19 protein-coding genes and 1 tRNA gene are annotated in these 22194 nt (G+C 53.0%); 15 read left to right on the top strand and 5 right to left on the bottom strand.

Annotated elements, in window-relative coordinates; genetic code table 11:
- Position 1: 1 nt before the first annotated feature.
- Positions 2–688, bottom strand: coding sequence for a glycosyltransferase family 2 protein (locus tag Q0721_RS01035; RefSeq protein ID WP_299024404.1), 687 nt, complete (start codon positions 686–688; stop codon positions 2–4).
- Between the two features lie 101 nt (positions 689–789).
- Between Q0721_RS01035 and Q0721_RS01030 the strand changes: the two genes are divergently transcribed.
- The 3 genes from Q0721_RS01030 (at position 790) to Q0721_RS01020 (ending at position 5809) form a co-directional block, all read left to right on the top strand.
- Positions 790–2136: an AAA family ATPase gene (locus tag Q0721_RS01030; RefSeq protein WP_299024402.1), complete on the top strand. Its 1347-nt coding sequence runs from the start codon at positions 790–792 to the stop codon at positions 2134–2136.
- 2 nt (positions 2137–2138) lie between these two features.
- The gene (locus Q0721_RS01025) at positions 2139–2933 is read left to right on the top strand and encodes a glycerophosphodiester phosphodiesterase family protein (protein WP_299024400.1); all 795 of its coding nucleotides are present in this window, start codon (positions 2139–2141) and stop codon (positions 2931–2933) included.
- A gap of 110 nt (positions 2934–3043) precedes the next feature.
- A complete protein-coding gene (locus tag Q0721_RS01020) occupies positions 3044–5809 on the top strand; it encodes a glycoside hydrolase family 3 N-terminal domain-containing protein (RefSeq protein ID WP_299024398.1) in 2766 nt (921 codons plus the stop codon).
- Here the strand turns inward: Q0721_RS01020 and Q0721_RS01015 are convergent.
- Positions 5793–6782, bottom strand: a complete 990-nt coding sequence (locus Q0721_RS01015) for a serine/threonine-protein kinase (RefSeq protein ID WP_299024396.1) — start codon at positions 6780–6782, stop codon at positions 5793–5795. The genes Q0721_RS01020 and Q0721_RS01015 overlap by 17 nt on opposite strands.
- A 166-nt stretch (positions 6783–6948) precedes the next feature.
- Between Q0721_RS01015 and Q0721_RS01010 the strand changes: the two genes are divergently transcribed.
- Both Q0721_RS01010 and Q0721_RS01005 read left to right on the top strand, forming a co-directional pair.
- Positions 6949–7623, top strand: coding sequence for an FHA domain-containing protein (locus Q0721_RS01010; RefSeq protein ID WP_299024394.1), 675 nt, complete (start codon positions 6949–6951; stop codon positions 7621–7623).
- A 341-nt stretch (positions 7624–7964) separates the two neighbouring features.
- Positions 7965–8600: a hypothetical protein gene (locus Q0721_RS01005; RefSeq protein ID WP_299024392.1), complete on the top strand. Its 636-nt coding sequence runs from the start codon at positions 7965–7967 to the stop codon at positions 8598–8600.
- Here Q0721_RS01005 and Q0721_RS01000 read toward each other — a convergent pair.
- Positions 8597–9880 (bottom strand): glycosyltransferase, encoded by a 1284-nt coding sequence (locus tag Q0721_RS01000; RefSeq protein ID WP_299024390.1) that lies wholly within the window; start codon positions 9878–9880, stop codon positions 8597–8599. The genes Q0721_RS01005 and Q0721_RS01000 overlap by 4 nt on opposite strands.
- 48 nt (positions 9881–9928) lie before the next feature.
- Here Q0721_RS01000 and Q0721_RS00995 point away from each other — a divergent pair.
- A tRNA-Thr gene (locus tag Q0721_RS00995) sits at positions 9929–10001 on the top strand.
- A gap of 43 nt (positions 10002–10044) precedes the next feature.
- On the opposite strand, the gene Q0721_RS00990 is transcribed toward Q0721_RS00995, so the two are convergent.
- A complete protein-coding gene (locus tag Q0721_RS00990) occupies positions 10045–10512 on the bottom strand; it encodes an NUDIX domain-containing protein (protein WP_299024388.1) in 468 nt (155 codons plus the stop codon).
- A gap of 55 nt (positions 10513–10567) precedes the next feature.
- Here Q0721_RS00990 and Q0721_RS00985 point away from each other — a divergent pair, with 55 nt between their 5' ends.
- The 4 genes from Q0721_RS00985 (at position 10568) to Q0721_RS00970 (ending at position 15774) form a co-directional block, all read left to right on the top strand.
- Positions 10568–12049, top strand: coding sequence for a tetratricopeptide repeat protein (locus Q0721_RS00985; RefSeq protein WP_299024386.1), 1482 nt, complete (start codon positions 10568–10570; stop codon positions 12047–12049).
- 52 nt (positions 12050–12101) lie between these two features.
- On the top strand, positions 12102–12683 hold the full coding sequence (locus Q0721_RS00980; protein ID WP_299024384.1) for a hypothetical protein: 582 nt from the start codon (positions 12102–12104) through the stop codon (positions 12681–12683).
- 9 nt (positions 12684–12692) lie between these two features.
- Positions 12693–13982 (top strand): tRNA (N(6)-L-threonylcarbamoyladenosine(37)-C(2))-methylthiotransferase MtaB, encoded by a 1290-nt coding sequence (mtaB, locus tag Q0721_RS00975; protein WP_299024381.1) that lies wholly within the window; start codon positions 12693–12695, stop codon positions 13980–13982.
- A gap of 67 nt (positions 13983–14049) precedes the next feature.
- Positions 14050–15774, top strand: a complete 1725-nt coding sequence (locus Q0721_RS00970) for an alpha-glucosidase (RefSeq protein ID WP_299024379.1) — start codon at positions 14050–14052, stop codon at positions 15772–15774.
- Here the strand turns inward: Q0721_RS00970 and lipB are convergent.
- Positions 15769–16524, bottom strand: a complete 756-nt coding sequence (lipB, locus tag Q0721_RS00965) for a lipoyl(octanoyl) transferase LipB (RefSeq protein ID WP_299024377.1) — start codon at positions 16522–16524, stop codon at positions 15769–15771. The genes Q0721_RS00970 and lipB overlap by 6 nt on opposite strands.
- Before the next feature lie 137 nt (positions 16525–16661).
- Between lipB and clpB the strand changes: the two genes are divergently transcribed.
- The 5 genes from clpB (at position 16662) to Q0721_RS00940 (ending at position 22192) form a co-directional block, all read left to right on the top strand.
- Complete coding sequence (gene clpB, locus Q0721_RS00960; RefSeq protein WP_299024375.1) at positions 16662–19253, top strand: ATP-dependent chaperone ClpB; 2592 nt, start codon at positions 16662–16664, stop codon at positions 19251–19253.
- Between the two features lie 87 nt (positions 19254–19340).
- Positions 19341–19799 (top strand): hypothetical protein, encoded by a 459-nt coding sequence (locus Q0721_RS00955; RefSeq protein WP_299024373.1) that lies wholly within the window; start codon positions 19341–19343, stop codon positions 19797–19799.
- Between the two features lie 13 nt (positions 19800–19812).
- Positions 19813–20019 (top strand): hypothetical protein, encoded by a 207-nt coding sequence (locus Q0721_RS00950; protein ID WP_299024371.1) that lies wholly within the window; start codon positions 19813–19815, stop codon positions 20017–20019.
- A 41-nt stretch (positions 20020–20060) separates the two neighbouring features.
- Positions 20061–21071, top strand: a complete 1011-nt coding sequence (locus Q0721_RS00945; RefSeq protein ID WP_299024369.1) for a carbohydrate kinase family protein — start codon at positions 20061–20063, stop codon at positions 21069–21071.
- The gene (locus Q0721_RS00940) at positions 21068–22192 is read left to right on the top strand and encodes a M20/M25/M40 family metallo-hydrolase (RefSeq protein ID WP_299024367.1); all 1125 of its coding nucleotides are present in this window, start codon (positions 21068–21070) and stop codon (positions 22190–22192) included. The genes Q0721_RS00945 and Q0721_RS00940 overlap by 4 nt, the downstream gene beginning before the upstream one ends.
- Positions 22193–22194: the final 2 nt, after the last annotated feature.

The following is a 22194-nucleotide window of genomic DNA, read 5'->3' as shown; positions in this document are numbered from 1 at the left end:
TTCAATCTACAAAGCGATACTTAATCAGTGCCCAGAGGGCTTCAAAAGCATCCCAGGCCTTGATCTTCTTCCCCTCAGAGTAATCACGGGGGTTGAAGTCAATGGGGACCTCGTAAATCCGAATGTGGCGCTTGAGGATCTTGGCGGTGAACTCGGGTTCAAAGTCAAATCGTTGTGCGCGCAGGGGTATATTTTGGATGACCTCTCGTTTGAAGACCTTGTATCCAGTCTCCATGTCGCTCAGGATATTGTTATAGAGCACATTGGTGATAAAAGTCAATAAGCGGTTAGCGACCATATTCCAGAAGAGAATGGGGCGACGCGCGCCTCCTAAAAAGCGCGAGCCATAAACCACTTCCGCGATTCCTTCTTCAATGGGACGGAGGAGTTTTGGATATTCCCGCGGGTCATACTCTAAATCTGCATCCTGGATGATGATGACATCGCCACGCGCGTTCTGGATACCGGTACGAACAGCGGCCCCCTTGCCGGCATTTGCCGGGTGCAGGATGAGGCGGATGGAAGGCTGATTTTCCAGTTCTTTCAAAATCTCACGCGTTCCATCGGTGGATCCATCGTCCACAATGATGACCTCATCAACCAGACCCGTATCAAGAACACGCTGAACAATTTGCTGAATGGTTTGGCGCTCGTTATAAACCGGAATAACGACACTGACCTTCATCATGGTGGCATTATATAAGAGGCGGGCCATTTGTGCAAGTCGCCCCGTGCTATAATCAAGCCATAGGCAAAGAAATTCTGTCCACTATGGAGGTTTTGTAAAGGATGAGCACTTTCCCCAAAACAGGCATTCCCAATAATCCCTCTACGCCTCCATTCGAACCCCCATCCTTTGTCCCCCCTCCAATCAGCCGAATTGAAGAGACCGGTCTCTCGCCATTGTGGCTCCAGGACCTGGTGCTTAAGATCTTCTATTTTCAAGGTTACATGAGTGGCTTTAAGGTGGCCGAAGAAATTGCTTTACCTTTCACGGGGGTAGTGGACCAGATTCTGGATGCGTTGAAGCGCGAAAAGTGCATCGAGGTGCGTACCTCGCAGATGGGATTGGGGGAAGGCGCTTATGTTTATGGGATTACGGGGGTTGGCATTGCGCGTGCACGCGAAGCCTTGGAACGCAGTCAATATGCTGGTCCCGCGCCGGTACCCTTGAATGCCTACAACGAGGCAATCCGCAAGCAAAGCCGTGGACGTCTTCAGGTGACCAGCCGTCTCTTGCGCCAGGTACTCTCTCACCTTGTTCTCTCTGAAAGTACTTACCAGCGGATTGGCCCGGCAGTCAATTCGGGGACCTCGATCTTCCTTTACGGACCACCCGGTAACGGTAAGACTTCAGTGGCTCGGGCCATTGGTGAGCTGATCCAGGTGCAGAGCATGTACATTCCGTACGCACTTTACGTGGATGGTCAGGTCATCAAGCTCTACGACTCGGTCAACCACCAGCGTGTATCCGAGGAAAATGTCGCTCAGGGCACTGGTGCGTTGCGCCCCGGCGCACGGCGTGACCCTCGCTGGGTGCTGATACGTCGTCCATTCATTGTGACTGGCGGAGAGCTCACGTTGGCCGGCTTGGATCTGGTCTTTGATGATACACTAAAGTATTACGAGGCGCCCTTCCAGGTTAAGGCGAATGGCGGTATTTTGTTGATTGACGATTTTGGGCGTCAGTTAGTACGTCCGCGTGACTTGTTGAACCGCTGGATTGTACCGCTCGAAAATCGCATTGATTACATGGCCTTGCACACTGGACGAAAGTTCGAGATTCCGTTTGATGTGCTGGTCATTTTCTCCACCAATATTCCCCCGAAAGATTTAGTGGATGAAGCTTTCCTGAGGCGCTTACGCCACAAGATTGAGATTCCTGACCCCTCTTATGAGGAGTATCGCGAAATCTTCCGCCGTGTGGCTGCTCAAAAAGGGGTTAAATACAGCGATCAGGGGCTGGCTTATTTGTTGCAAGAACACTATATCAAACGCAACCGCAAGTTACGCGCTTCGCATCCGCGAGATTTGTGTGATCAGATTCTAGACATCTCGCGTTACTTGGGCATTGAACCCGAGATGAGTACCGAACTAATTGATCGAGCAGCAGAGTCCTATTTTGTCGAGTTGTGATCATGCTAGAGAAGTTGCCTCAGCCTGTCATTTTTGCACATCGTGGAGCCTCGGCATACGCTCCGGAAAACACTATGTCAGCCTTTCGCCTGGCTGCTGAGCAAGGGGTAGAAGCCATTGAGCTGGATGCTAAATTAACCGCTGATGGCGAGGTGGTGGTAATCCACGATATGACTGTGGATCGCACCACCAACGGTCATGGCGAAGTCCGCTGTTTACGCCTTGATGAAATTAGAAGGTTAGATGCAGGGGCCTTCTTTTCAGAAACTTATCGGGGTGAGAAAATCCCGCTTTTACGTGAAGTGTTCCAAGAATTGGGGCAAAACTTGTTCATCAATGTGGAGTTGACCAACTATAATGCCCCCTTGGATTCGCTGCCCATCAAAGTTGCGCAACTGGTACGTGAATATCATTTAGAACAACGCGTACTCTTCTCATCATTCAATCCGTGGAATCTCATTCGAATACGCCGCTTGCTTCCAGAATGCCCGGTGGCTTTGCTGGCTTTGGAAGGGCGTGCGGGCTGGTTGGCGCGTTCTAATCTGATGCGCTGGATTTCTCCGCGCATTATTCATCCGTATCTTGTGGATGTCACTCCTGATTGGATTGTGTATGAGCATCGGCGGGGGCGACGTGTTCACGTATGGACGGTCAACCGTGCCGAAGACTTGGAGTCCCTTTTCCGTTGGGGGGTGGATGGGGTTTTCACGGATGATCCAGTCCTGGCTATGCAGATCCGTTCTCGAATGGTCAAAGTTGAGGCTAATCCGTCTGACAAGGCCATTGTGAGATCATGAGCCGAAAAAAGCGAATCACATCTAAAGGCGGATCTTGGGTCTGGTATTTTAGGGGAGGGCGTCTCTGGTTGTTAGGCCTTATTCTGGTTGCTCTTCTGGGGAGGGGACCTGTGCGGAGCTTTGCTCAGACGCCCTCAAATAATGCTGAGGAACGCGCCCGCGAGCTTTTGGCTCGCCTTTCGCCCGAGGAAAGGGTGGGACAGTTGTTTTTGGTGAGTTTTCAAGGCCGTGAGGTGGGTTCGAATACGCCCATTTACAGACTTATTACCCGCTACCATGTGGGGGGTGTGATCCTCAGCGCGGCAAACGATAATTTCACTGGACCCGAAGGCACGGTGGCTCAAACCGCTGCCTTGATTCGCAATCTCCAGCAGGTAGCATGGGATGCCACTCAGTCTCCCTCAGTGGATGCCCGAAGTGGGCAACCTCTTGCTTTGACGTATATCCCGTTGTTTGTGGGAATTTCACAGGAAGGGGATTTATATCCCAATGATCAGATTTTCAACGGGATGACCCCTTTGCCCAGTGCCATGGCAATTGGTGCAACCTGGAAGCCCGCACTGGCCGAACAGGTCGGGCAGGTTCTGGGGAAGGAACTCTATGCTCTAGGATTTAATCTCTATCTGGGCCCCTCGTTGGATGTATTGGACGTACCGAATCTGGGGATCAGCGGCGAGGATTTGGGAACGCGCACGTTTGGCGGTGATCCGTACTGGGTCGGAGAGATGGGAAAGGCGTTCATTCGGGGGGTGCATGCCGGGAGTAACGGGCGAATTGCGGTCATTGCGAAGCATTTTCCTGGGCAGGGTAGTTCAGATCGTTCGCCTGAGGAGGAAGTGGCTACGGTCAGGAAATCGTTGGAGCAACTCAAGCAGGTTGAACTGGCGCCTTTCTTTGCGGTGACCCAAACCCTTCCCGGCGATCCCGTTTCGCCCGATGGGGTGCTCGTCTCGCACATACGGTATCAGGGATTTCAAGGAAACATCCGTGCTAGCACACGGCCGATTTCATTGGACGCTGCGGCGCTGGAGCAGTTGCTCAAACTAGAACCGATTGGTACCTGGTATCAGGGGGGTGGGTTGATTATCAGCGACAACCTAGGTAGTAATGCGGTCAAACGCTTTTTTGATCCGACGGGTCAGAACTTTGACCCGCGTTTGGTCGCACGCACTGCCTTTCTGGCAGGTAATGACTTGCTGTACCTGAACAATTTTGTGGGATCCGGCGATACAGATGCATTCGACTCGATGGCCAAAACACTGGATGCTTTTGTTCAGAAATACTTAGAAGACCCCGCGTTTGCTGAACGAGTAGATGCTTCTGTGTTACGCATCCTGACTCTCAAATATCGTCTATACCCCTCGTTTGCACTAGAGGATGTCATTCCTGAGGCGATCGCCTTGAATGAAGTGGGGCGTTCTCAATCCACAGTCTTTGAAGTTGCCCGCCAATCCATTACCTTGCTTAGCCCGGATGCAGCGGATTTGAGCGAGGTATTGCCTCGCCCACCTGCGCCTCGGGAGGGAATGATCTTCTTCACGGATGTGGAGAGCGCTCGCCAGTGCAGCACCTGTCCAGAGCAATCGGTTTTCACGGTGGATGGGTTGAAAAAAGCCATTGTGCGTCTTTACGGTCCTCAAGCGGGGGGTCAGATTAACGAGGCCTATCTTTCCGCCTATTCGTTTCAGGATCTTACGGCCTATCTTAACGGGGCTCAGGAATTGGTTGCACTGGATAACAACCTTCGCCAAGCCGAATGGGTGATTTTCTCCATCCTAAATCCGCGTCGCGGGCACCCAGAAGCCAATGCCTTGCGGCGCTTACTGGCTGAACGTCCTGACCTGATCCGTAATAAGCGGGTTATTGTCTTTGCTTTCAATGCCCCCTATTATTTGGATGCCACTGATATCAGTAAGCTGACTGCTTATTATGCGGTGTACAGTAAAACGGCTCCTTTTCTGGATATGGCGGCTCGTGTGCTTTTCCAGGAGGTTGTACCAGTGGGGGCATCGCCAGTGTCTGTGCCCGGTATAGGCTACGATCTCATCACGATAACCTCACCAGACCCAGCACAGGTGATCCCTATTATCGTGGAGCCGCTTGGGAGTGAAGGTGCCACCGTTGTCCCAAGTGCTCCTCAAACGACTGAATCTCCCTCGTTTAAATTGGGGGATGTCATTTCTATACGCACTGGATTGATTTATGACCATAATCGTAATCCTGTTCCGGACGGAACAGTGGTGCGCTTTATAATCACTACAGGGATTGGGGATAAACGCATTCAGCAGCAAGTCGAGACGGTCACCAATCGAGGGATAGCGCAGACCACCTATAAGATTACTGAGGCCAGTCCAGTAGAGATCCGTGCTGTTAGCGATCCGGCGTTGTTGTCACAAATTATTACGATCAATATAACCGATGGACAAGAAGCGGCTGTCACGGCTGTCCTACCGACCTTGATTCCCACTGAAACCCCGGAAGTGACCGTAACGCCTGTCGAGGTCACCCCGACTCCTACATTGGAACCCGCGGCCCCCCGGCACGCCTCCCCACCTTTGGGTTTGTGGGTGATTGTGTTGGTATTGGTTTGGGGCCTTGGTCTGGGGGTTGGAGGAATTGCGGCCAGAGCCCTGGCGATGCGTTTGGCCTACCAGCAAGCCATGTTCACGGTTATTGGAGGGATGATTGCCTATATAGTAGTGCTCTTGCTCCCTGATCCTCGGAACGGGTATTTGCGAGCAGGATTGCCAGGGATTCTAGTGGCCATTTTATTTGGGTGTGGTATTGGCTGGGCGCTGGGGCGTTTATGGCAGGTAGCGGGCGGCCATATGCGTACCTGGTTGGAACACTGGCTTGGCATCAACGAATCAGAGTGATAATCAGTCCCAATAGAGACATTGCAATGGCAGTGTAGAGCAGAAAACGCTCGGTAGGGAGCGCCAGAAAGTACCACTTGGGGTATCGGGGTTGCTTGGGGAGGGGGCGCGGGTAAGTTGGTCGCTCACCGATTAGACTCTGGCGGAATAGTTCTACGCTCTCTGGGCGCTCACTAGGATGTAATCCCATGGCCCACAGAATGGCTCGTTCGGTACGGGGGCTGATGCTAGGATTAATCTGACGAGGGGGGATCAAGGCATCTGGATTGAGAAAACGTTCTTTGGCATCCGCCGGTGGGGTGTTAGTGAGCAAGTGGTAGAGTGTAGCGCCAAAAGCATAAATATCACTGCGCACATCCGTATGCCCGCCATCGCCTCCGTATTGTTCAAGGGGAGTATAGAGGGCAGTGCCCTGGCCCTGTAAGATCGTGATAGTGACCTCCCCAGGAGCTAGCATCTTGACCAGGCCAAAATCCACCAACTTGAGTAATCCGCTGGGTGTGATTTTGAGGTTACTGGGCTTGATATCCCGATGCAGAATGGGAGGAGTCTGGCTGTGCAAATAAATCAGGGCATCAGCCAGTTGATTGGCCCAGTTCAAAACATCGCTTTCAGGCAAGAACTCGCGCCGGGCTTTGGCTTCCAGCATCAAAGTGCGCAGATCCTTGCCTGGAATGTAGTCCATGACGAGATAGTCGCGCTCTTCAATCGAAAAAAAGTCTGAAACCTTAGGCAGGTTGGGGTGATCTAGCCGAGCCAGAACGGTAGCCTCACGGAAGAATTGCTCTCGGGCTTCTTTGAGTAACTCTGGAGGCAGAGAACGGTCGTATTCGACTTCCTTAAGCGCGCATTGACGTCCTTCCAGGCGCAGATCATCGGCCAGGTAAATATTCCCCATTCCACCATGGCCAATGATGCGGCGAATGCGGTAACGATTCCGCAGAATGCTCCCAGATCTTAAGGGCAAGGGCATAGGAACAATTGCCTGGCATGACTAACAGGGGCTGGCATCTGAATAACGGCGTAAATGCCAGCCGAAAAGAGCGTACCTTCCACAGTCATTTTCTGTTATATTATAACTGAGGGTCGGCGGACTGTTTGGAGCAACTTTTGAGCCAGGGAGGCTAAATTTAAGGAACATGCAAGATAAAGAGTTCCCATTACTTGTTGGTCAGACCGGCCCACTGAATGGGCAGCGCTGGGCTGTTGATCGGGTATTGACCATTGGCCGTGATGCGCAGTGTGAAGTGGTAATCCCAGATCGTCAGGTTTCGCGTTACCATGCGCGTCTGGTACCAGATAAGGAGGGCGTGCTTCTTGAGGACTTGGGGAGCAAGAACGGAACCTTTCGCAATGGTCAGCGCATTGAAGAAGAGGTGTGGTTAGAGGATGGGGATTTGATCCAAATCGCGTTGGTGCAACACTTTGTGTTCTTGGCGTCCGATGCCACCCTTCCGTTATTAGAGCCGTTGCCTACGCCTGCGGAGAGAGAACCTGAACCTTGGCGGCGGCGTCTGTTTTTAGACAGGCAGTCGCATCGGGTTTGGGTTGCGGGGCGGGAAGTTCTACCCCCTCTGTCTGTTCCTCAATTTCGCCTTTTAGAACTTCTCTATGAGCATCAAGGAGAGGCGGTATCACGACAGCAGATCATTTCTGCAGTGTGGGGCAATGAGCAGGCGCTGGGCGTATCCGATCAAGCCTTAGATGCCCTGGTACGACGGTTGAGAGATCGTTTAGCGGCCAGTGATGAGTACCCCTATTTGGTAACCGTACGGGGCTATGGTTTCCGCTTGGACAATCCATCTTACCCATGAAAAATTTGAAAAGTAACTGTTAGGCGTGCAGAATTGACGAGAGAGGCGGTGGGGATTAAGATAAAGCACAGAGATTTGAATGTTCGTTGTTGCCAAAACTGCCGAATGTTGGGATACGGGGTGGGAGTAACGTGAAACGAAAGAATCGAAAGTCCAGTACACAGATCACAGGCTCAACTCTCGAAGAAGGTGCGAAAGCCACTCCCAAATCCAAGCAACAAAGAGAAGGAGTAGCGGCTACTGCTGATCTGGCCGAATCCACTTCAATTACCACTGGAATTTCAGCGCAAACAGTGTACCCAAACTTAAGGCCCCTACCCAGGATATTAAGAATAAGCCAGATGGGTATAACTCGTGACCTTTCTAGCAAGTTCTGGGATGGCCTGATCCCAATGGCGGCGCTCGTGTTGCTAACATTGTTGATGCACATGCTTGCCGCTCCCATACAAGGATTCTGGGGAATGTCAGGCTTGCTGGTTTACTTGGTTTCTCTGCTGGGTTTGGGAGTAGTGTTGCTTAATCATGCCATCTTGCAGACCCACTCGGAAATCGCACGAGGCTGGCTAGGGCTGGCCGGCGGGAGTGTGATGTGGTTTGTGATATTACTTAGTGAAAAAATTGGGGGGGCACAAATACCGGGACCTACTGTTCTCTTGCTCTTGGTTGTCATTGGTTTGGTCAGCGCTATTCTGTGGAAATCGGTGTTTCCCATCGGGATTAAGTTCTTTGTTCTCAGCATGTTCCTGGCCGCCGTTGCGCGGCTTTGGATCACTTCACAGCAGCTGCTGGCCCCGGCATGGCCGCTGCTTAACTCGACCTTGGTAGTTTCGGGTTACGTGGCCCTGGCAGCGTTGGTGCTCATTCTGGTGTGGATGATTACGCTGAGCAAGGAGCGTACCCAGCGCCTATGGGCTGCGCTGTGGGGGTGGTTCTGGGCCTTGCAAGCGCTCTCGGTGTTTCTGGGTAGACCCCTTTAGAGGGGAGTCGCTGCCACGAGGCCTGGTGGGGCGGTCTGAAGGGTGAGCAAGCGCTCGTAAAGCCGGACGATTTGCCGGACAATTTTAGTCCAGGCATATGGTTGTGCATGTTCAACGGCGCGTTTTCCCATTTGTTCGCGCAGGTTGCTATCCAAAATCAACTGAGTTAGACGGTCAGCAAGTATGGCGGGCTCCCCATCAGGTATAACGAAGCCGGTTACCCCATCCCGGACCAGGAAAGGCAAACCACCCACCTGTGAGGCGATGACGGGGGTGCCGCAAGCCATGGCTTCAAGAGCTACCATGCCAAAGGATTCATAGTGAGATGGGAGTACTAGGACATCAGCAGCAGAGTAATAATACGGCAATGATTCCTGTGCCTGTTTGCCGAGGAAGAGCACCACGTCTTTAACCCCGAGTTGTTTGGCTAACCGTTGCAAACGTGTCATTTCGGAGTCCATCTGCTCAGCACCCGTTGGAGGATTTCCTCCGATAATCGCCAAGTAATGGGGGCAACACGCCAGGCGTCCAGTATCTTGGATTAGGCGCAGAGCGCGGATCAGGGTTTCAATTCCTTTCAAAGGTTCGATGCGCCCCACAAACAGGATCATGCGTGCTTCATCAGGTACTCCCACAAACGCGCGGGCTTCGTCCTTGGGAATGGGATAGAAGCGCCCAACATCCACACCCGGTGGGATGATGGAGATCTTTCGGGAGTCTGTATGATACAGAAATTCCAACTGCGCTTTTTCGGCGGGGGTGGCGGCAACTATATGGTCCACGGTTTGCACTAAGTGAGTCTCCTTCTCCAGTCGGACCGGGGGTTCATGTTCTGATGGTGAACGGGCTACCCGGTTTTTCATAACTCCGAGGGTATGAAACATATGGACGACAGGAACGTTCCATTCACGTTTCAACCTTTCGGCTACTAGGCCCGAAAGCCAGTAGTGGCTGTGTACAAGATGGTAATGAATATGTTTATTCTGGGCGAATTCCGAAACACCACGGCTAAACTCGTCGAGGTAGGTATAAAGTTCCGATTTTGGAAGGGGTTTTTCTGGTCCAGCAGGCACGTGAACAACGCGATTTCCATAGCCTAGGTTGTGTAGTACGTGAGGCACATGCTCGTCCTGGGAGCGTGTGAAAACGTCCACGTGGATACCCATTTGCCCCAGGTGGCGGGTAAGTTCGGCTACATAGACGTTCATTCCCCCGGTATCTTTGCCGCCAAGTGTTGCCAGGGGGCAAGTGTGGAAAGAAATCATGGCCACGTTCAACATAGATCAACCTTGTCGAAACCTTCAATCCTGAGATATAATTTTCTTTGCGCCACCGTAGCTCAGCCGGCAGAGCAGCCGCTTCGTAAGCGGCGGGTCAAGGGTTCGATTCCCTTCGGTGGCTCAAGTTATTTTAACCCCGCTTCATAAAATAAGGGGCTTGTGTATCAAAGGGGCGGATGGGGGGTTCTTTGGCTGGTAAGCAGCGAGAGCGGGTAGGCAGGTGCACCCGAAGCAATGGATTCCAGGATCTTTTGGACTTCTGGACTACGGAGGGGGTATTGATAAAGCTGTTCCAGGGTGATCCACCGGGCTTGTAGTGATTCTGCGTCGGGTTGAGATTTAGGGGGCGCAGGCGTGGCTGGATGCGCCAGAAAGAAAAAGCGCATTCGCACCGCTCCCACGGGCAGGGAAGTATACTCAATACGCAAAAGGCCATCCAGTTCAATGGGGATACCAGATTCCTCAAGAGTTTCGCGGTAGGCGGCCTCTAAAATTGTCTCGCCGGGTTCAACGCGGCCGGCCGGAAAATACCAAGTTTGCCCATGGCGGCTTTCCTGAATAAGAAGAAACTGCTCGCCCTGACGGACGATCACTACAACGAAGAACCACGTTGGGATCGGATCTCGAGCCATTATCTTGTTTCCTTATAAGGCACCTAGATCGAATTAGGTTGATTATAATGTCAATATGACCAGCGGGCGTCCCTCGTTAAATTGGTGGAAGGCAACTTGGCTCCGGCGGGCCTGGAAGCGTTACGCCTCTTGGATCGAAGAAGGGATCTATTTTTTTCTTTTTCTGGTCACCCTCTGGCTCAACTTGTGGCCTCGTCCTTGGGCGGCAGACACTCTGGTAATGGAAGGACGTTTGGCACGGCTGCACGAGGATAAACCCCAGGCTCTGACCCTATGGCTTCGGGCTGCAGAGTATCTACCAGACTATCCTAAGATCTGGCGCGGCATCGCCAGCCTTGCTTACGAGGCGGCGGATTATCCTACAGTCATTCGAGCCCTGGAGCAACTCTCGGCTTATGAGTCGCTTTTGCCCATGGAGCAACGCAATTTGGCCGAGGCCTATTTTCAGACAGGTGATTTGGCAGCGGCTGCCGATATATGGCTCGCCCTCATGCGCGATGCTCATGTGTCCTCGCCGGAACGAGTGGAACTTGTCACGCATCTGCGCCGGATTAATCTGGACCTGGCACGTCAGGCTGTGCGTGTTTGGCTGGAACAATTCCCAGATGACCCAAAAGCATTACAGTTAGCGATTCTCCTTTTTGCGTCGCGTGATCCCGCTCTGGCACTGGATTGTTTTCAGAAAGTGAGCACAATTAGCGGACAGAGCCACAGTGTCTATCAGGCTCTTGGGGAAGCGCTTACAAGTGCTGCCCACCAGCCGGGGGATGTGGCGGCATTGATGCGTGTTGGTCAGGTGCTGGGCCAATCGAGTGAGTGGGACTTGGCGCGGGAGGCTTTTGAACAGGTTGTCGTACAAGCCCCCGAGTATGCTGAGGGATGGGTATTGCTGAGTGAAGCCCGCCAGCAATTGGGGCAAAGTGGTCTGGAGGAATTGGAAATGGCTTATAGATTAGCGCCTGATGCGGCTGCGGTTCGAGCCGCTTGGGGATTGTATTGGCGCCGTGCTGGGCAACCCGAGCGAGCGCTCCCTTTTTATCAGGCACTGGCTCGTCAGTTTCCGGAGGACCCACGCTGGCAGATGGAGATGGCAGAGACTTACGCGGCAATGGGAGATGTAGCATTGGCCGTGAATTATTACGACTGGGCTGTGGCTTTGGCCCCTCAAGATGCTCTTGTCTGGCGCTATTATGCGCGCTTTGCGTTGGCCTATGGACTGGACCTAGAAACATACGCTCTCCCGGCGGCTCGAAAGGCATTGGAGTTGGAGCCCGATGATCCCGAAACACTTGACTTAATGGGGTGGATTACCTTTCTGAACGGCGATGTGGTTCAAGGGGAACGATTCTTGCAACAGGCTCTCATCAAGGATACGCATTATATGCCAGCATTGTTGCATCAGGCGCAGATCTGGCTATGGCAACGCGAGTGGGAGAGTGCTCATGAGGCTTTGCTTCAAGTGGTTTCACAATCTAACAATTCGGAATTGGTCTTGCAGGCTCAGCGACTGCTGGAGCAGTATTTTCCTCAGCGGTAGAGTCTTGGTCTCGGTGCTGGTTTTGTCGTGTCTTGGGGGGTGTAGTTGGCTATTGACCTCAACGGATGTCTCCGTCTCCCAAAACAATCTTTTATTCTATGACGACTTTTCGAACCCGCGGAGTGGCTGGTCTCAGTGGGATGGCGGTCAAACTCAAATTGCATATCAGGGAGGCGGACTGCGCTTTCTTATCGGAGAGCCGCACTACGATTACTGGTCATTGGCGGGTCTGGAGATTAAAGATGCCATCCTTGCGGTGGAAGCACGGGTGGTTGGAGGACCACCTAATAATGACTTCGGGTTGATTTGTCGCTATCAGGGCCCCGATCAATTTTATGCCTTCGTGGTTAGTAGTGATGGCTATACAGGAATTGTGGCAGTGGATGGAGACGGCTATCACATCCTTACAGACTCTGGTCTAACTTATGTGGCGAGTGTAGATCGTGGATTGAGCACCTACTTGCTCAGAGCCGATTGTGTGGGTTCTTCGCTTGCGCTCTACGTGGATCGGCAGAAACTTCTTGAAATCGAAGATCATCGGTATAATTCAGGCGATGTAGGTGTATTTGCAGGCACCTTTGATGAAACTGGCGTTGAGGTGGTTTTTGATAACTTTTATGTGCTCAAGCCTTAATGGAACGAGATGCGAGTCTATTTAGATACCGTTGGATGTCGGCTCAATCAAAGTGAGATTGAAAAACTGGCTGCCAACTTCCGGGTCGGAGGGCATGAGATCGTAGCCTCAGCAGCCCAAGCGGATATAGTAGTTATCAATACATGTGCCGTTACTGCCGAAGCAGCTTCAGATTCGCGCCAAAAGATCCGCCAGGCGGCTCGCCAAGGGGCTGGGCAGATCATTGTGACTGGCTGTTGGGCCACGCTGGAACCTGTGCAAGCAGCTGCGTTGCCGCGGGTGAGTCGGGTGGTGCCCAATGCTGAAAAAATGCGCTTGGTTGCCGATCTGACCGGGATGCCTCTTTATGATTTAGAACCCATTACCCGTGAACCCCTGCCTGGTGCACACTGGCGGACGCGAGCTTTCATCAAGGTTCAGGATGGGTGTGATAATTTCTGTACTTTCTGTGTTACCCGTATAGCCAGAGGAAAGGGGCGTAGTGAAAGTGCCGAGGCCGTGGTGCGTGAAGTGCAGGCAGCTTTGGCAGGCGGCGCAAAGGAAATCGTCCTGAGTGGAGTGCACCTGGGTTCATGGGGGCAGGATTTGCGGCCGCCCCGCCACCTACGCCATCTTATTCAAATCATCTTGAAAGAAACAGACGTGCCACGCTTGCGCCTTTCTTCGCTAGAGCCGTGGGATCTTGATGAGGCTTTCTTTAGGTTGTGGGAGAATCCGCGCTTGTGTCGGCATTTGCATCTCCCTTTGCAATCAGGGTGTGCTCAAACGTTGCGTCGCATGGCGCGCAAGATTACCCCTGAAGGATATGCGGCCTTGTTAGAGCAGGCGCGACAAGCGATCCCCGGTCTGGCGGTGACAACGGATATTATTGTGGGTTTCCCGGGTGAGGATGAGGCAGAATTTGAGGCTAGTCTGGAGTTTGTGGAAGCAATGGCGTTTGCTGGGGGGCATGTTTTTGCCTATTCCCCTCGTCCTGGCACTCCTGCAGCACGGTTACCTGGCCAGGTTCCCCCTGCCATGAAGAAAGAGCGCAGTCGTCGTATGCGTGAGGTTTTGGCACGAGCCAGTTTGCGTTTCCGCCGGGCCTTTCTGGGAGCAGAGGTGCAAGTGCTTTGGGAGGCCGTGGACGGTCTTGGTCCTCAGGGGTGGCGCTTACGAGGACTGAGTGATAATTACTTGCATGTGGAGGCATTTGCCCCCGCGCCCTTGTGGAATCAGATCAGCCAGGTGCGGCTGGTGGATTTGAGTGAACAGGGAGTGGTGGGCCAGGTTCTGATACCGGCTGTAACACATTCTTAGAACCACACAATATATTTTATGTAAATCCTTCAACCCCGATCTTCGAAGGTGGGAGCGCGATACAACCATGCAATTTTCGTGGTGGCAAGAGGCAGTTTTCTATCAAATCTATCCCCGTAGTTTTGCGGATGGGAATGGGGATGGGATCGGTGATATTGAGGGGATCACTCAGTCCTTGGATTATCTGCAATGGTTAGGGGTGGATGCGATCTGGCTGTCTCCTCATTATCCCTCGCCACAGATTGACTGTGGTTATGATATTGCGGACTACTACGGAGTGGCGCCCGAGTATGGCACTTTAGAAGATTTCAGGCGCCTATTACGCGAGGTGAAGCGTCGTAATATGCGGCTCATTTTAGATCTGGTGCTTAACCACACGTCTGATCAGCATCCCTGGTTTAGAGAATCGCGTGCTAGTCGGGAAAATCCGCATCGCGATTGGTATATCTGGCGCGAGGGCCGAAATGGTGGTCCCCCGAATGATTGGTACTCTACTTTTGGTGGGAGTGCCTGGACATGGGATACAACCACCCAAATGTATTACTATCATTTTTTCTTCAAGGAACAGCCTGATTTGAACTGGCGCAATCCTGAGGTCAAGAAGGTGATGTTTGACGTCGTACGCTACTGGCTAGACATGGGAGTGGATGGTTTTCGCCTAGATGCTGTGGGCACCATTTTCGAAGACCCCTATCTGCCAGACCATGGGAAGAACTATGGGGTTGATGATCTATATATTATGCTCCGGAACGCGCGCACCCAAGAGGAGCAGGAACTGGTCAGACGGCTTTTTGATGACTTGGTGCGTTTTCAGGTGGATTTACCCGAAGTCCATGATTTAATGCGGACGTTAAGGGGGGTGGTGGATGAATTCCCGGACAAGGTCTTGGTGGGAGAATCAGAACAAATTGCCTTTTACGGGAACGGGCAAGACGAGTTGCATCTGGTATTCAACTTTCCGCTCATGCGTACGCGGCGCATCACACCCCAATGGGTGCTCCAGAATCAGCGCGAACGTCTGGGGGCGTTGCCGCCAGGTGCTTGGCCGTGCAACACCCTGGGAAACCACGATACGTCTCGTTTGCGCAGTGCTTTTGGGGATGGCGTGAATGACGAGGGGCTGATGCGAGTGCTGGTGGCGCTAATGTTGACTCTCAAGGGAACACCCTTTCTGTACAACGGTGAAGAAATTGGCATGACAGATTATTTGTTTACCGAGATATCCCGCTTTCGTGACCCATTAGCGCTACGGGCTTATGAATTGGAAATTCGCCTGTTGGGCGCCTCTCCAACAGAGGCGGCGCGTCATGCGGCGGCCTATGGACGGGATAAATGCCGTACGCCTATGCAGTGGCGTAATGCTCCTCATGCAGGTTTCTGTCCAGCCCATGTAGAGCCCTGGCTACCAGTTAATCCGAATTACCGCGAAGGGATCAACGTGGCCGATCAGGAGCAGGCGCGTGATTCGTTACTCCGTTTCTATCACGATTTACTCCATTTTCGGCGTCAATGTCCAGCCTTACGTCACGGTGATTTTCATCCCTTAAGTGGCGAAGAAACCGAAGAATATTTGCTTTTTCTGCGTTCAGCGCCTGGGCAAACCTGTTTGGTGGGATTGAATTTCTCGGCGCAGCCTCAAGAGGTGAGCCTGCCAACCGAGTGGAAGGGCGTACGCTGTTTGTTCTCCTCTCACTCCGTTGTCGGAAGGGTGCTTCACCAATACCTGAAATTGGCTCCTTTTGAAGTATGGATGGGTGAGATTATCAACGCTGAAAAAGGGGGGTTCTCATAAATTACTACTTTGGATAGTAGTAAGTCCTCTCCCATCACTCAGGGGCGCGGGTTCATATTCGAAGAGAGTGCTAAAAATGCGGGCTGTGCGTACGGCCAGGGTCAGCAAAGAAGGAGGCGAGGGAAGTAGTTCGGCCAGGCTGGTCATTCTAACGCCTTCCAGCCCGCAGGGAACAATACCGCTCCAATAGTCCATCTGAGGCGCAACGTTCAGGGCAAATCCATGGCGGGAAATGCCGAAGCGATCCACTTTGACACCGATGGAAGCAATTTTAGCCGGTTGGGCTGGAGGGGTGGGGGAGGATAAGGTTACCCACACCCCGGTTAACCCCTCGCGGCGATAAGCGACAATGCCATAGGTTTCTAACAGACGGATGAGCAAGTCTTCGAGTTTGCGCAGATAGCCAATAAAATCGATCTGAGGCAGGCGCTCTCCTTCCCAATTGGGTTGGGCAAGGGGGAGGATGGGATACCCAACCAGCTGGCCTGGGCCGTGGTAGGTGACATCCCCGCCACGGTCAACCTCCCGCAGAATGACGGCACGACGTGCGCATTCGGCCTCGTCCCACAGAATGTGGGCCCGAGAACCACGGCGCCCAATGGTGAAGACATGGGGGTGTTCAAGGAGCAGTAGCGTCGCTGGGCGTTGCCCCCGATGAATTTCGTCGGCAATTTGATTCTGCAACGCCCATGCCGTGTCGTAGTCCACCTGGCCTAACCAGTAAATCTCACAGCGTTGTTGAGACCTCATAATTCCTATCTTTACAATCAAGGTATATGTTTTTTTAACATTGGTCTAATACATTTACTACAAAACACGGCTATACCTAAAAGCGATATACGCACTTATTTTAGCGGTAAATTTAGAAATCTCGAAGGAGGTATTCAATGAATCTAGAACGTTACACTCAGAAAGCACAGGAAGCTCTTTTTCAGGCACAGCAACTGGCTCGCGACCTGAGTCATCAGGCTATTGAACCGGCGCATTTGCTCCTAGCCTTGGTACAGCAGCCGGAGGGCATTATCCCGGCAATCATTACCAAGGTGGCTGGTAGCGTTATCGGCATACGCGATGCGGTACGTGCCGATCTCGAACGTCGTCCTAAAGTGTATGGCACGACGACCCAGATTGGGGTCTCGCAAGCCCTCGCGGACGTATTGGCTGCTGCCGAGCGTTATGCTAAAGGCATGCAGGATGAGTATGTTTCGACCGAGCATCTGCTCCTGGGGCTAGCCGATAGCATTGAGGGTAAGCGCTTGGCTCAGTTTGGCCTGACCAAAGAGGCGATTCTCAAGGCGCTGGCTGAGATTCGCGGAACTCAACGGGTCACTTCTCCCAATCCTGAAGAAACTTATCAGGCATTGGAAAAATATGGCCGTGACCTGACGGCCATGGCGCGCCAAGGTAAACTGGATCCGGTGATTGGGCGCGACGAGGAGATTCGCCGTGTGATTCAGATTCTCTCGCGGCGAACGAAGAATAACCCCGCTCTGATCGGTGACCCGGGCGTAGGTAAAACTGCTATTGTTGAGGGATTGGCCCAGCGTATTGTCAAGGGCGATGTCCCCGAGGGTCTGAAACATAAGCGCATTATCCAATTGGACATGGGCGCTTTAATTGCGGGGGCAAAGTACCGAGGTGAATTTGAGGAGCGGCTTAAGGCCGTACTGCAAGAGATTACGGCTGCGGCAGGCGAAATCATCCTCTTCGTAGATGAGATGCACACGGTAGTAGGGGCTGGCGCTGCGGAAGGTGCCATGGATGCCAGCAATATGCTCAAACCAATGTTGGCGCGGGGTGAACTTCACATGATCGGCGCCACCACGGTAGATGAATATCGCAAATACGTGGAGAAAGATCCAGCCTTGGAACGCCGTTTCCAACCCGTCTATGTGGCTGAGCCCTCAGTGGAGGATACGATTAGCATCCTGCGAGGGTTGAAAGAACGTTATGAGGTCCATCATGGTGTGCGCATCACGGATGCGGCGGTCATTGCAGCAGCCACGCTATCGCACCGCTACATCCCAGATCGCCGCTTGCCAGACAAGGCCATTGACTTGATTGACGAAGCCGCAGCCCGCCTGCGCACGGAGATTGACTCCAAGCCGCAAGCACTGGATGATGTTGACCGCCAGATCATGCAACTGGAGATTGAGCGTCAGGCACTCCAAAAAGAGCAGGACAAAGGATCGCGCGAGCGCTTAGAAAAGATCGAAGAGGAACTCAAGGTGCTTAAGGAACGCTCGCGCCAATTGCATGAGCGCTGGCAGGCTGAGAAGCAGGCCATTGCTCAATTGCGTGCGATCAAGGAGCGGATTGAGCAGACTCGTATAGAGATCGAAGATGCTGAACGGCGTGCCGATCTGGAGAAAGTTGCCCGCTTGCGCTACGGCACCCTGCGCGAACTGGAAGCCCAGCTTCGCGCGGCGGAGGAGCATTTGCGCAAACTACAAGCCGAGGGTGCGCTGCTGAAGGAAGAGGTAGATGCTGAAGAGATCGCTGAGGTCGTCTCGCGGTGGACAGGCATCCCGGTGGCGCGCCTCATGGAGGGTGAAACCGAAAAATTGATCCATATGGAAGACCGCTTGCACCAGCGCGTGGTGGATCAGGAAGAAGCGGTACGTAGCTTGGCCAATGCCGTACGCCGTGCGCGGGCAGGATTGCAGGACCCCAATCGCCCCATTGGTTCGTTTATCTTCCTAGGGCCGACTGGCGTGGGTAAGACTGAACTGGCACGCGCTCTAGCGGAGTTGCTCTTTGATGACGAGCGCGCTATGATCCGTATTGACATGAGCGAATATCAGGAGAAGCATACGGTCTCACGCCTGATCGGAGCTCCACCGGGCTATGTGGGTTATGAGGAAGGCGGTCAATTGACTGAAGCCGTGCGGCGTCGTCCATTCAGCGTCATCCTGTTTGATGAGATTGAAAAGGCCCATCACGAGGTCTTCAATGTCCTGCTTCAAGTTCTGGATGATGGGCGTTTGACGGATGGACAAGGGCGAACAGTGGACTTCCGTAATACGGTTATTATCATGACGAGCAACCTAGGCAGTGAGTTGTGGTTAAGCCGTCATGGAATGGTCACGCGAGATGAGGTCACTCGCGTGCTGCAGGCTTATTTCCGCCCTGAATTCCTCAACCGCGTGGATGAAATTGTGGTCTTCAAGCCGCTGACGCGTGAACATCTTGTCCAAATTGTCAACATTCAGTTGCGCCGTTTGGAGAAATTGATTGAAGACCGTGGGTATCGTTTGGAGGTTACCGAGGCGGCTCGCCAGTACTTGGCCGAAGTCGGCTATGACCCAGATTTTGGCGCTCGTCCTCTCAAACGTGCGATCCAGCGAGAACTTCAGGACCCGCTGGCGCTGAAGATCTTGGCAGGCGAATTCAAAGAGGGCGATACTATTCGGGTGGATCGTGGTCCGGATGGATTAACCTTCCAGGCGATAGTTGCGGGCGAAGCCGTAGCCGTTTGAGGCTGTGTATAGTCCAAACCCCAGAGGCGATGACAACCCCTCTGGGGTTTGGTGTTTTATTGGGGTGAAGCATGCTAAAATAGAGACATGGTGGAAAAACAGCCTAAGCGCTTTTCTCCAATCTCGATTCGTCAGCATCAAAAGCAAGTGCTTGCGCAAATCTACCTTCCAATTGCGCTGGCTCTTCTGCTGATCGTTATCCTGCCCATAGCGGCGTTGATCTTCACCCCCAGCCCGCTCGGGGTAGTCAGCGGTCAGTGGGCAGCGATTGCTTTAATCTGGTTAATGGGACCCTTCTTCGTCTTGATTCTATTCGGCATAGTTATAAGTGTAGCCCTGATAGTCGTGTTCTATCGCCTGATGGTCAACCTCCCAAACTGGACCCAATGGTTATTAACCGGGGTGCAGCGGGTAAGAGATATTGTGAAGATCTGGGGTGATCGCAGCGTGCAACCTGTGCTATCTGTGTACGGTATAATAGCCGCCTGGCAGCGTGCCGTGGGCCTCTTATGGCAATTCGTTGAAGCAATCAGGAGATTCGATTGAGGAGTGTGTGGGTATGATGGAATCATGGAAACGTAATGCCCTAATTGTAGGGGCGGTCTTGGGGTTAATTTCGGGAATTTTGGCTGCTTACTTGTTGATTCAGCGTGCCGAGCAGTCTCAGGCTCAGGTGAAACTCACCGCTCAAGATGGGGTGAAGGTGGGGATCAGTGTGCTGAGTGTGCTGAGGCAGATTGCTGAATTGGGAAGCGGACGACGTTGAGTAAGTGGGGTTGGGCGGTAAAGGGTGGAAAATAAGCCGACATGGGCTCTTATTATTTGCGTTATGTGGTAGCCGGGCGTCTCCAGCGGGACTTTATCCTCCCGCTGGAAGGGAAACCGCGTCTAGATGTGCCCGGAGGAGGCGCTATCTATGCGGCTGTGGGGATTTTGATCTGGGATCATGCGGTTGGATTGATCAGCCGTGTGGGCGAGGACTACCCACAAGAATGGCTGGATAGTTTTGCAACATACGGTCTGGATACGCGAGGCATCCGCATTTTGCCCCAGGCTGTTGACCTGCGTCGAGTCATTTGTCATCTGGAAAATGCCGAGGAAACGACCAATCCACTGGCGTGGTTCGCACAATTAGGGATACCGGTCCCTAAAGTGTTATTGGGTTATGTGCCGCCGCGCCAAAGCCATAACCACCATGGGGATTCGACGCCGCTCACTTTGCGTCTGAACGATATCCCGATGGACTATCTAGAAGCCACGGCTGCTCACTTGGCTCCAATGGACTATTTGAGCCATGCTTTGCTTCCTTCTGCGCTGCGCAAGGGAAATGTAACTACGATCACGCTAGATCCGGGCCGTGAGTACATGCATCCGGCCATGTGGGAGCAAATACCGCCGCTGGTTCGCGACGTTACGGCTTTTCTCGTTGCAGAAGAGGATCTTAGGCGTCTGTTTCAGGGGCGCAGCACAGATCTTTGGGAAATGGCGGAAGTCATCGCCAGCTGGGGGTGTGAGTTTGTGGTGATTAAGCGGGGGGAAGCGGGACAGTATTTGTTTGAAAGGGCTGGTCGGAAACGGTGGGCGATACCGGCGTATCCGGCGCGGGTTACTGATCCAACCGGTGCCGGAGATGCGTTTGGGGGAGGATTTTTGGCTGGGTATCGCCAAACGTATGATCCTCTCGAGGCAACCTTGTATGGAAATATCTCAGCCTCTCTAGTGGTGGAAGGAAGTGGTCCATTTTATGCATTAGACACCTTGCCCGGGCTTGCCCGGGCTCGTCTTGAGATTCTACGGGATTCTGTCAGCGTGCCGTGAGCGACTCCGTTCCCACTTCTCTGATCAAAGAGCTTAGCCTATATGTTTTGCAACAAGCCTGTACTATTCAAGCTATCCCTGCGCCTTCGCTAAGCGAGTCCCGGCGTGCCAGTTATCTAAAAGAACAGTTTACCCAATTGGGCCTTCTGGACGTTGAACAGGATGAAGTGGGTAACGTGTTGGCTCGTTTGCCCGGCGGAAGTGGCGCCCCGTTGCTTCTGACGGCGCACATGGACTCGGTGTTTCCGGAGGGGCAAGCCTTATCTTTGAATCGTTCTGAAAGCAAGATAACCGGTCCCGGCATCGGGGATAATGCCTTGGGAGTGGCAACCCTTCTTGGAATTGGGCGTCTTGGAGTATGCCATGGATGGCGGCTATCCGGTGATCTGTGGTTGGTGGCTACGGTTGGGGAGGAGGGGCATGGCGACTTAAGGGGCATGAAGGCTATTGTACGGCGTTTTATGGATCGCCCAGTGGCGTATTTAGTGCTGGAGGGGATTGGATTAGGGCGAGTGGTGCATCGCGCTCTGGCGGTTAGGCGCTACCGAATTTATGTGCGGGCGCCTGGCGGGCATCCCTGGGCAGTGCCGGAGACCCCCTCGGCTATTCATACTCTAATTGCTGTTGCCCACGAGATATTGCGTTTGCCGTTGCCTGCCTCGTCTCGCACCGTTCTAAACATTGGGGTTATTCAAGGGGGTGTTTCTGTGAACACCCGCGCTCCGGAAGCCTGGATGGACGTGGAGTTACGTAGTGAAGAAGAGGACTCTCTTGCCGCGTTTGAGGAGGAGATGCAACGATTATTACGCCAGTACAAAGGGTGGGGTAGGGGGATAAGCATTGAGTTGATGCGGATGGGGCATCGACCGGCGGGGGCGATACTATCATCTCATCCTTTGGTGCAGAAAGCCCGGCAATGCTTAGCTCGCCTAGGGGTGAATGCGGCCTTAGAGCAAGCCTCGACTGATGCCAATGTTCCGCTGAGCCAGGGTTATGCGGCTATTTGCATTGGTCTTGCACGCGGCGGTCACGCTCACACCCCCAATGAATATATTGAAACCGAAAGTGTAGCCATTGGGCTTCAGCAGGTTGTATGCCTACTTCAGAGTCTGTGGAACTAAGA

The sequence above is a fragment of the uncultured Thermanaerothrix sp. genome, from assembly GCF_938028735.1.
Classification (GTDB): Bacteria; Chloroflexota; Anaerolineae; order Anaerolineales; family Anaerolineaceae; genus Thermanaerothrix.
Note: the sequence above shows the minus strand (reverse complement) of the source record. Positions and strands in the feature narration are given on the sequence as shown.

Bases quoted from the DNA above. Each gene is read 5' to 3' on its own strand.
- Q0721_RS01030 (WP_299024402.1), top strand. From the start codon at position 790: ATGAGCACTTTCCCCAAAACAGGCATTCCCAATAATCCCTCTACGCCT.
- Q0721_RS00970 (WP_299024379.1), top strand. From the start codon at position 14,050: ATGCAATTTTCGTGGTGGCAAGAGGCAGTTTTCTATCAAATCTATCCC.
- Q0721_RS00985 (WP_299024386.1), top strand. From the start codon at position 10,568: ATGACCAGCGGGCGTCCCTCGTTAAATTGGTGGAAGGCAACTTGGCTC.
- Q0721_RS01035 (WP_299024404.1), bottom strand. From the start codon at position 688: ATGATGAAGGTCAGTGTCGTTATTCCGGTTTATAACGAGCGCCAAACC.
- lipB (WP_299024377.1), bottom strand. From the start codon at position 16,524: ATGAGGTCTCAACAACGCTGTGAGATTTACTGGTTAGGCCAGGTGGAC.
- Q0721_RS01010 (WP_299024394.1), top strand. From the start codon at position 6,949: ATGCAAGATAAAGAGTTCCCATTACTTGTTGGTCAGACCGGCCCACTG.
- Q0721_RS00945 (WP_299024369.1), top strand. From the start codon at position 20,061: ATGGGCTCTTATTATTTGCGTTATGTGGTAGCCGGGCGTCTCCAGCGG.
- Q0721_RS01025 (WP_299024400.1), top strand. From the start codon at position 2,139: ATGCTAGAGAAGTTGCCTCAGCCTGTCATTTTTGCACATCGTGGAGCC.
- mtaB (WP_299024381.1), top strand. From the start codon at position 12,693: ATGCGAGTCTATTTAGATACCGTTGGATGTCGGCTCAATCAAAGTGAG.
- Q0721_RS01005 (WP_299024392.1), top strand. From the start codon at position 7,965: ATGGGTATAACTCGTGACCTTTCTAGCAAGTTCTGGGATGGCCTGATC.
- Q0721_RS00990 (WP_299024388.1), bottom strand. From the start codon at position 10,512: ATGGCTCGAGATCCGATCCCAACGTGGTTCTTCGTTGTAGTGATCGTC.
- Q0721_RS00955 (WP_299024373.1), top strand. From the start codon at position 19,341: ATGGTGGAAAAACAGCCTAAGCGCTTTTCTCCAATCTCGATTCGTCAG.
- Q0721_RS00950 (WP_299024371.1), top strand. From the start codon at position 19,813: ATGATGGAATCATGGAAACGTAATGCCCTAATTGTAGGGGCGGTCTTG.
- clpB (WP_299024375.1), top strand. From the start codon at position 16,662: ATGAATCTAGAACGTTACACTCAGAAAGCACAGGAAGCTCTTTTTCAG.
- Q0721_RS01015 (WP_299024396.1), bottom strand. From the start codon at position 6,782: ATGCCCTTGCCCTTAAGATCTGGGAGCATTCTGCGGAATCGTTACCGC.
- Q0721_RS01000 (WP_299024390.1), bottom strand. From the start codon at position 9,880: ATGTTGAACGTGGCCATGATTTCTTTCCACACTTGCCCCCTGGCAACA.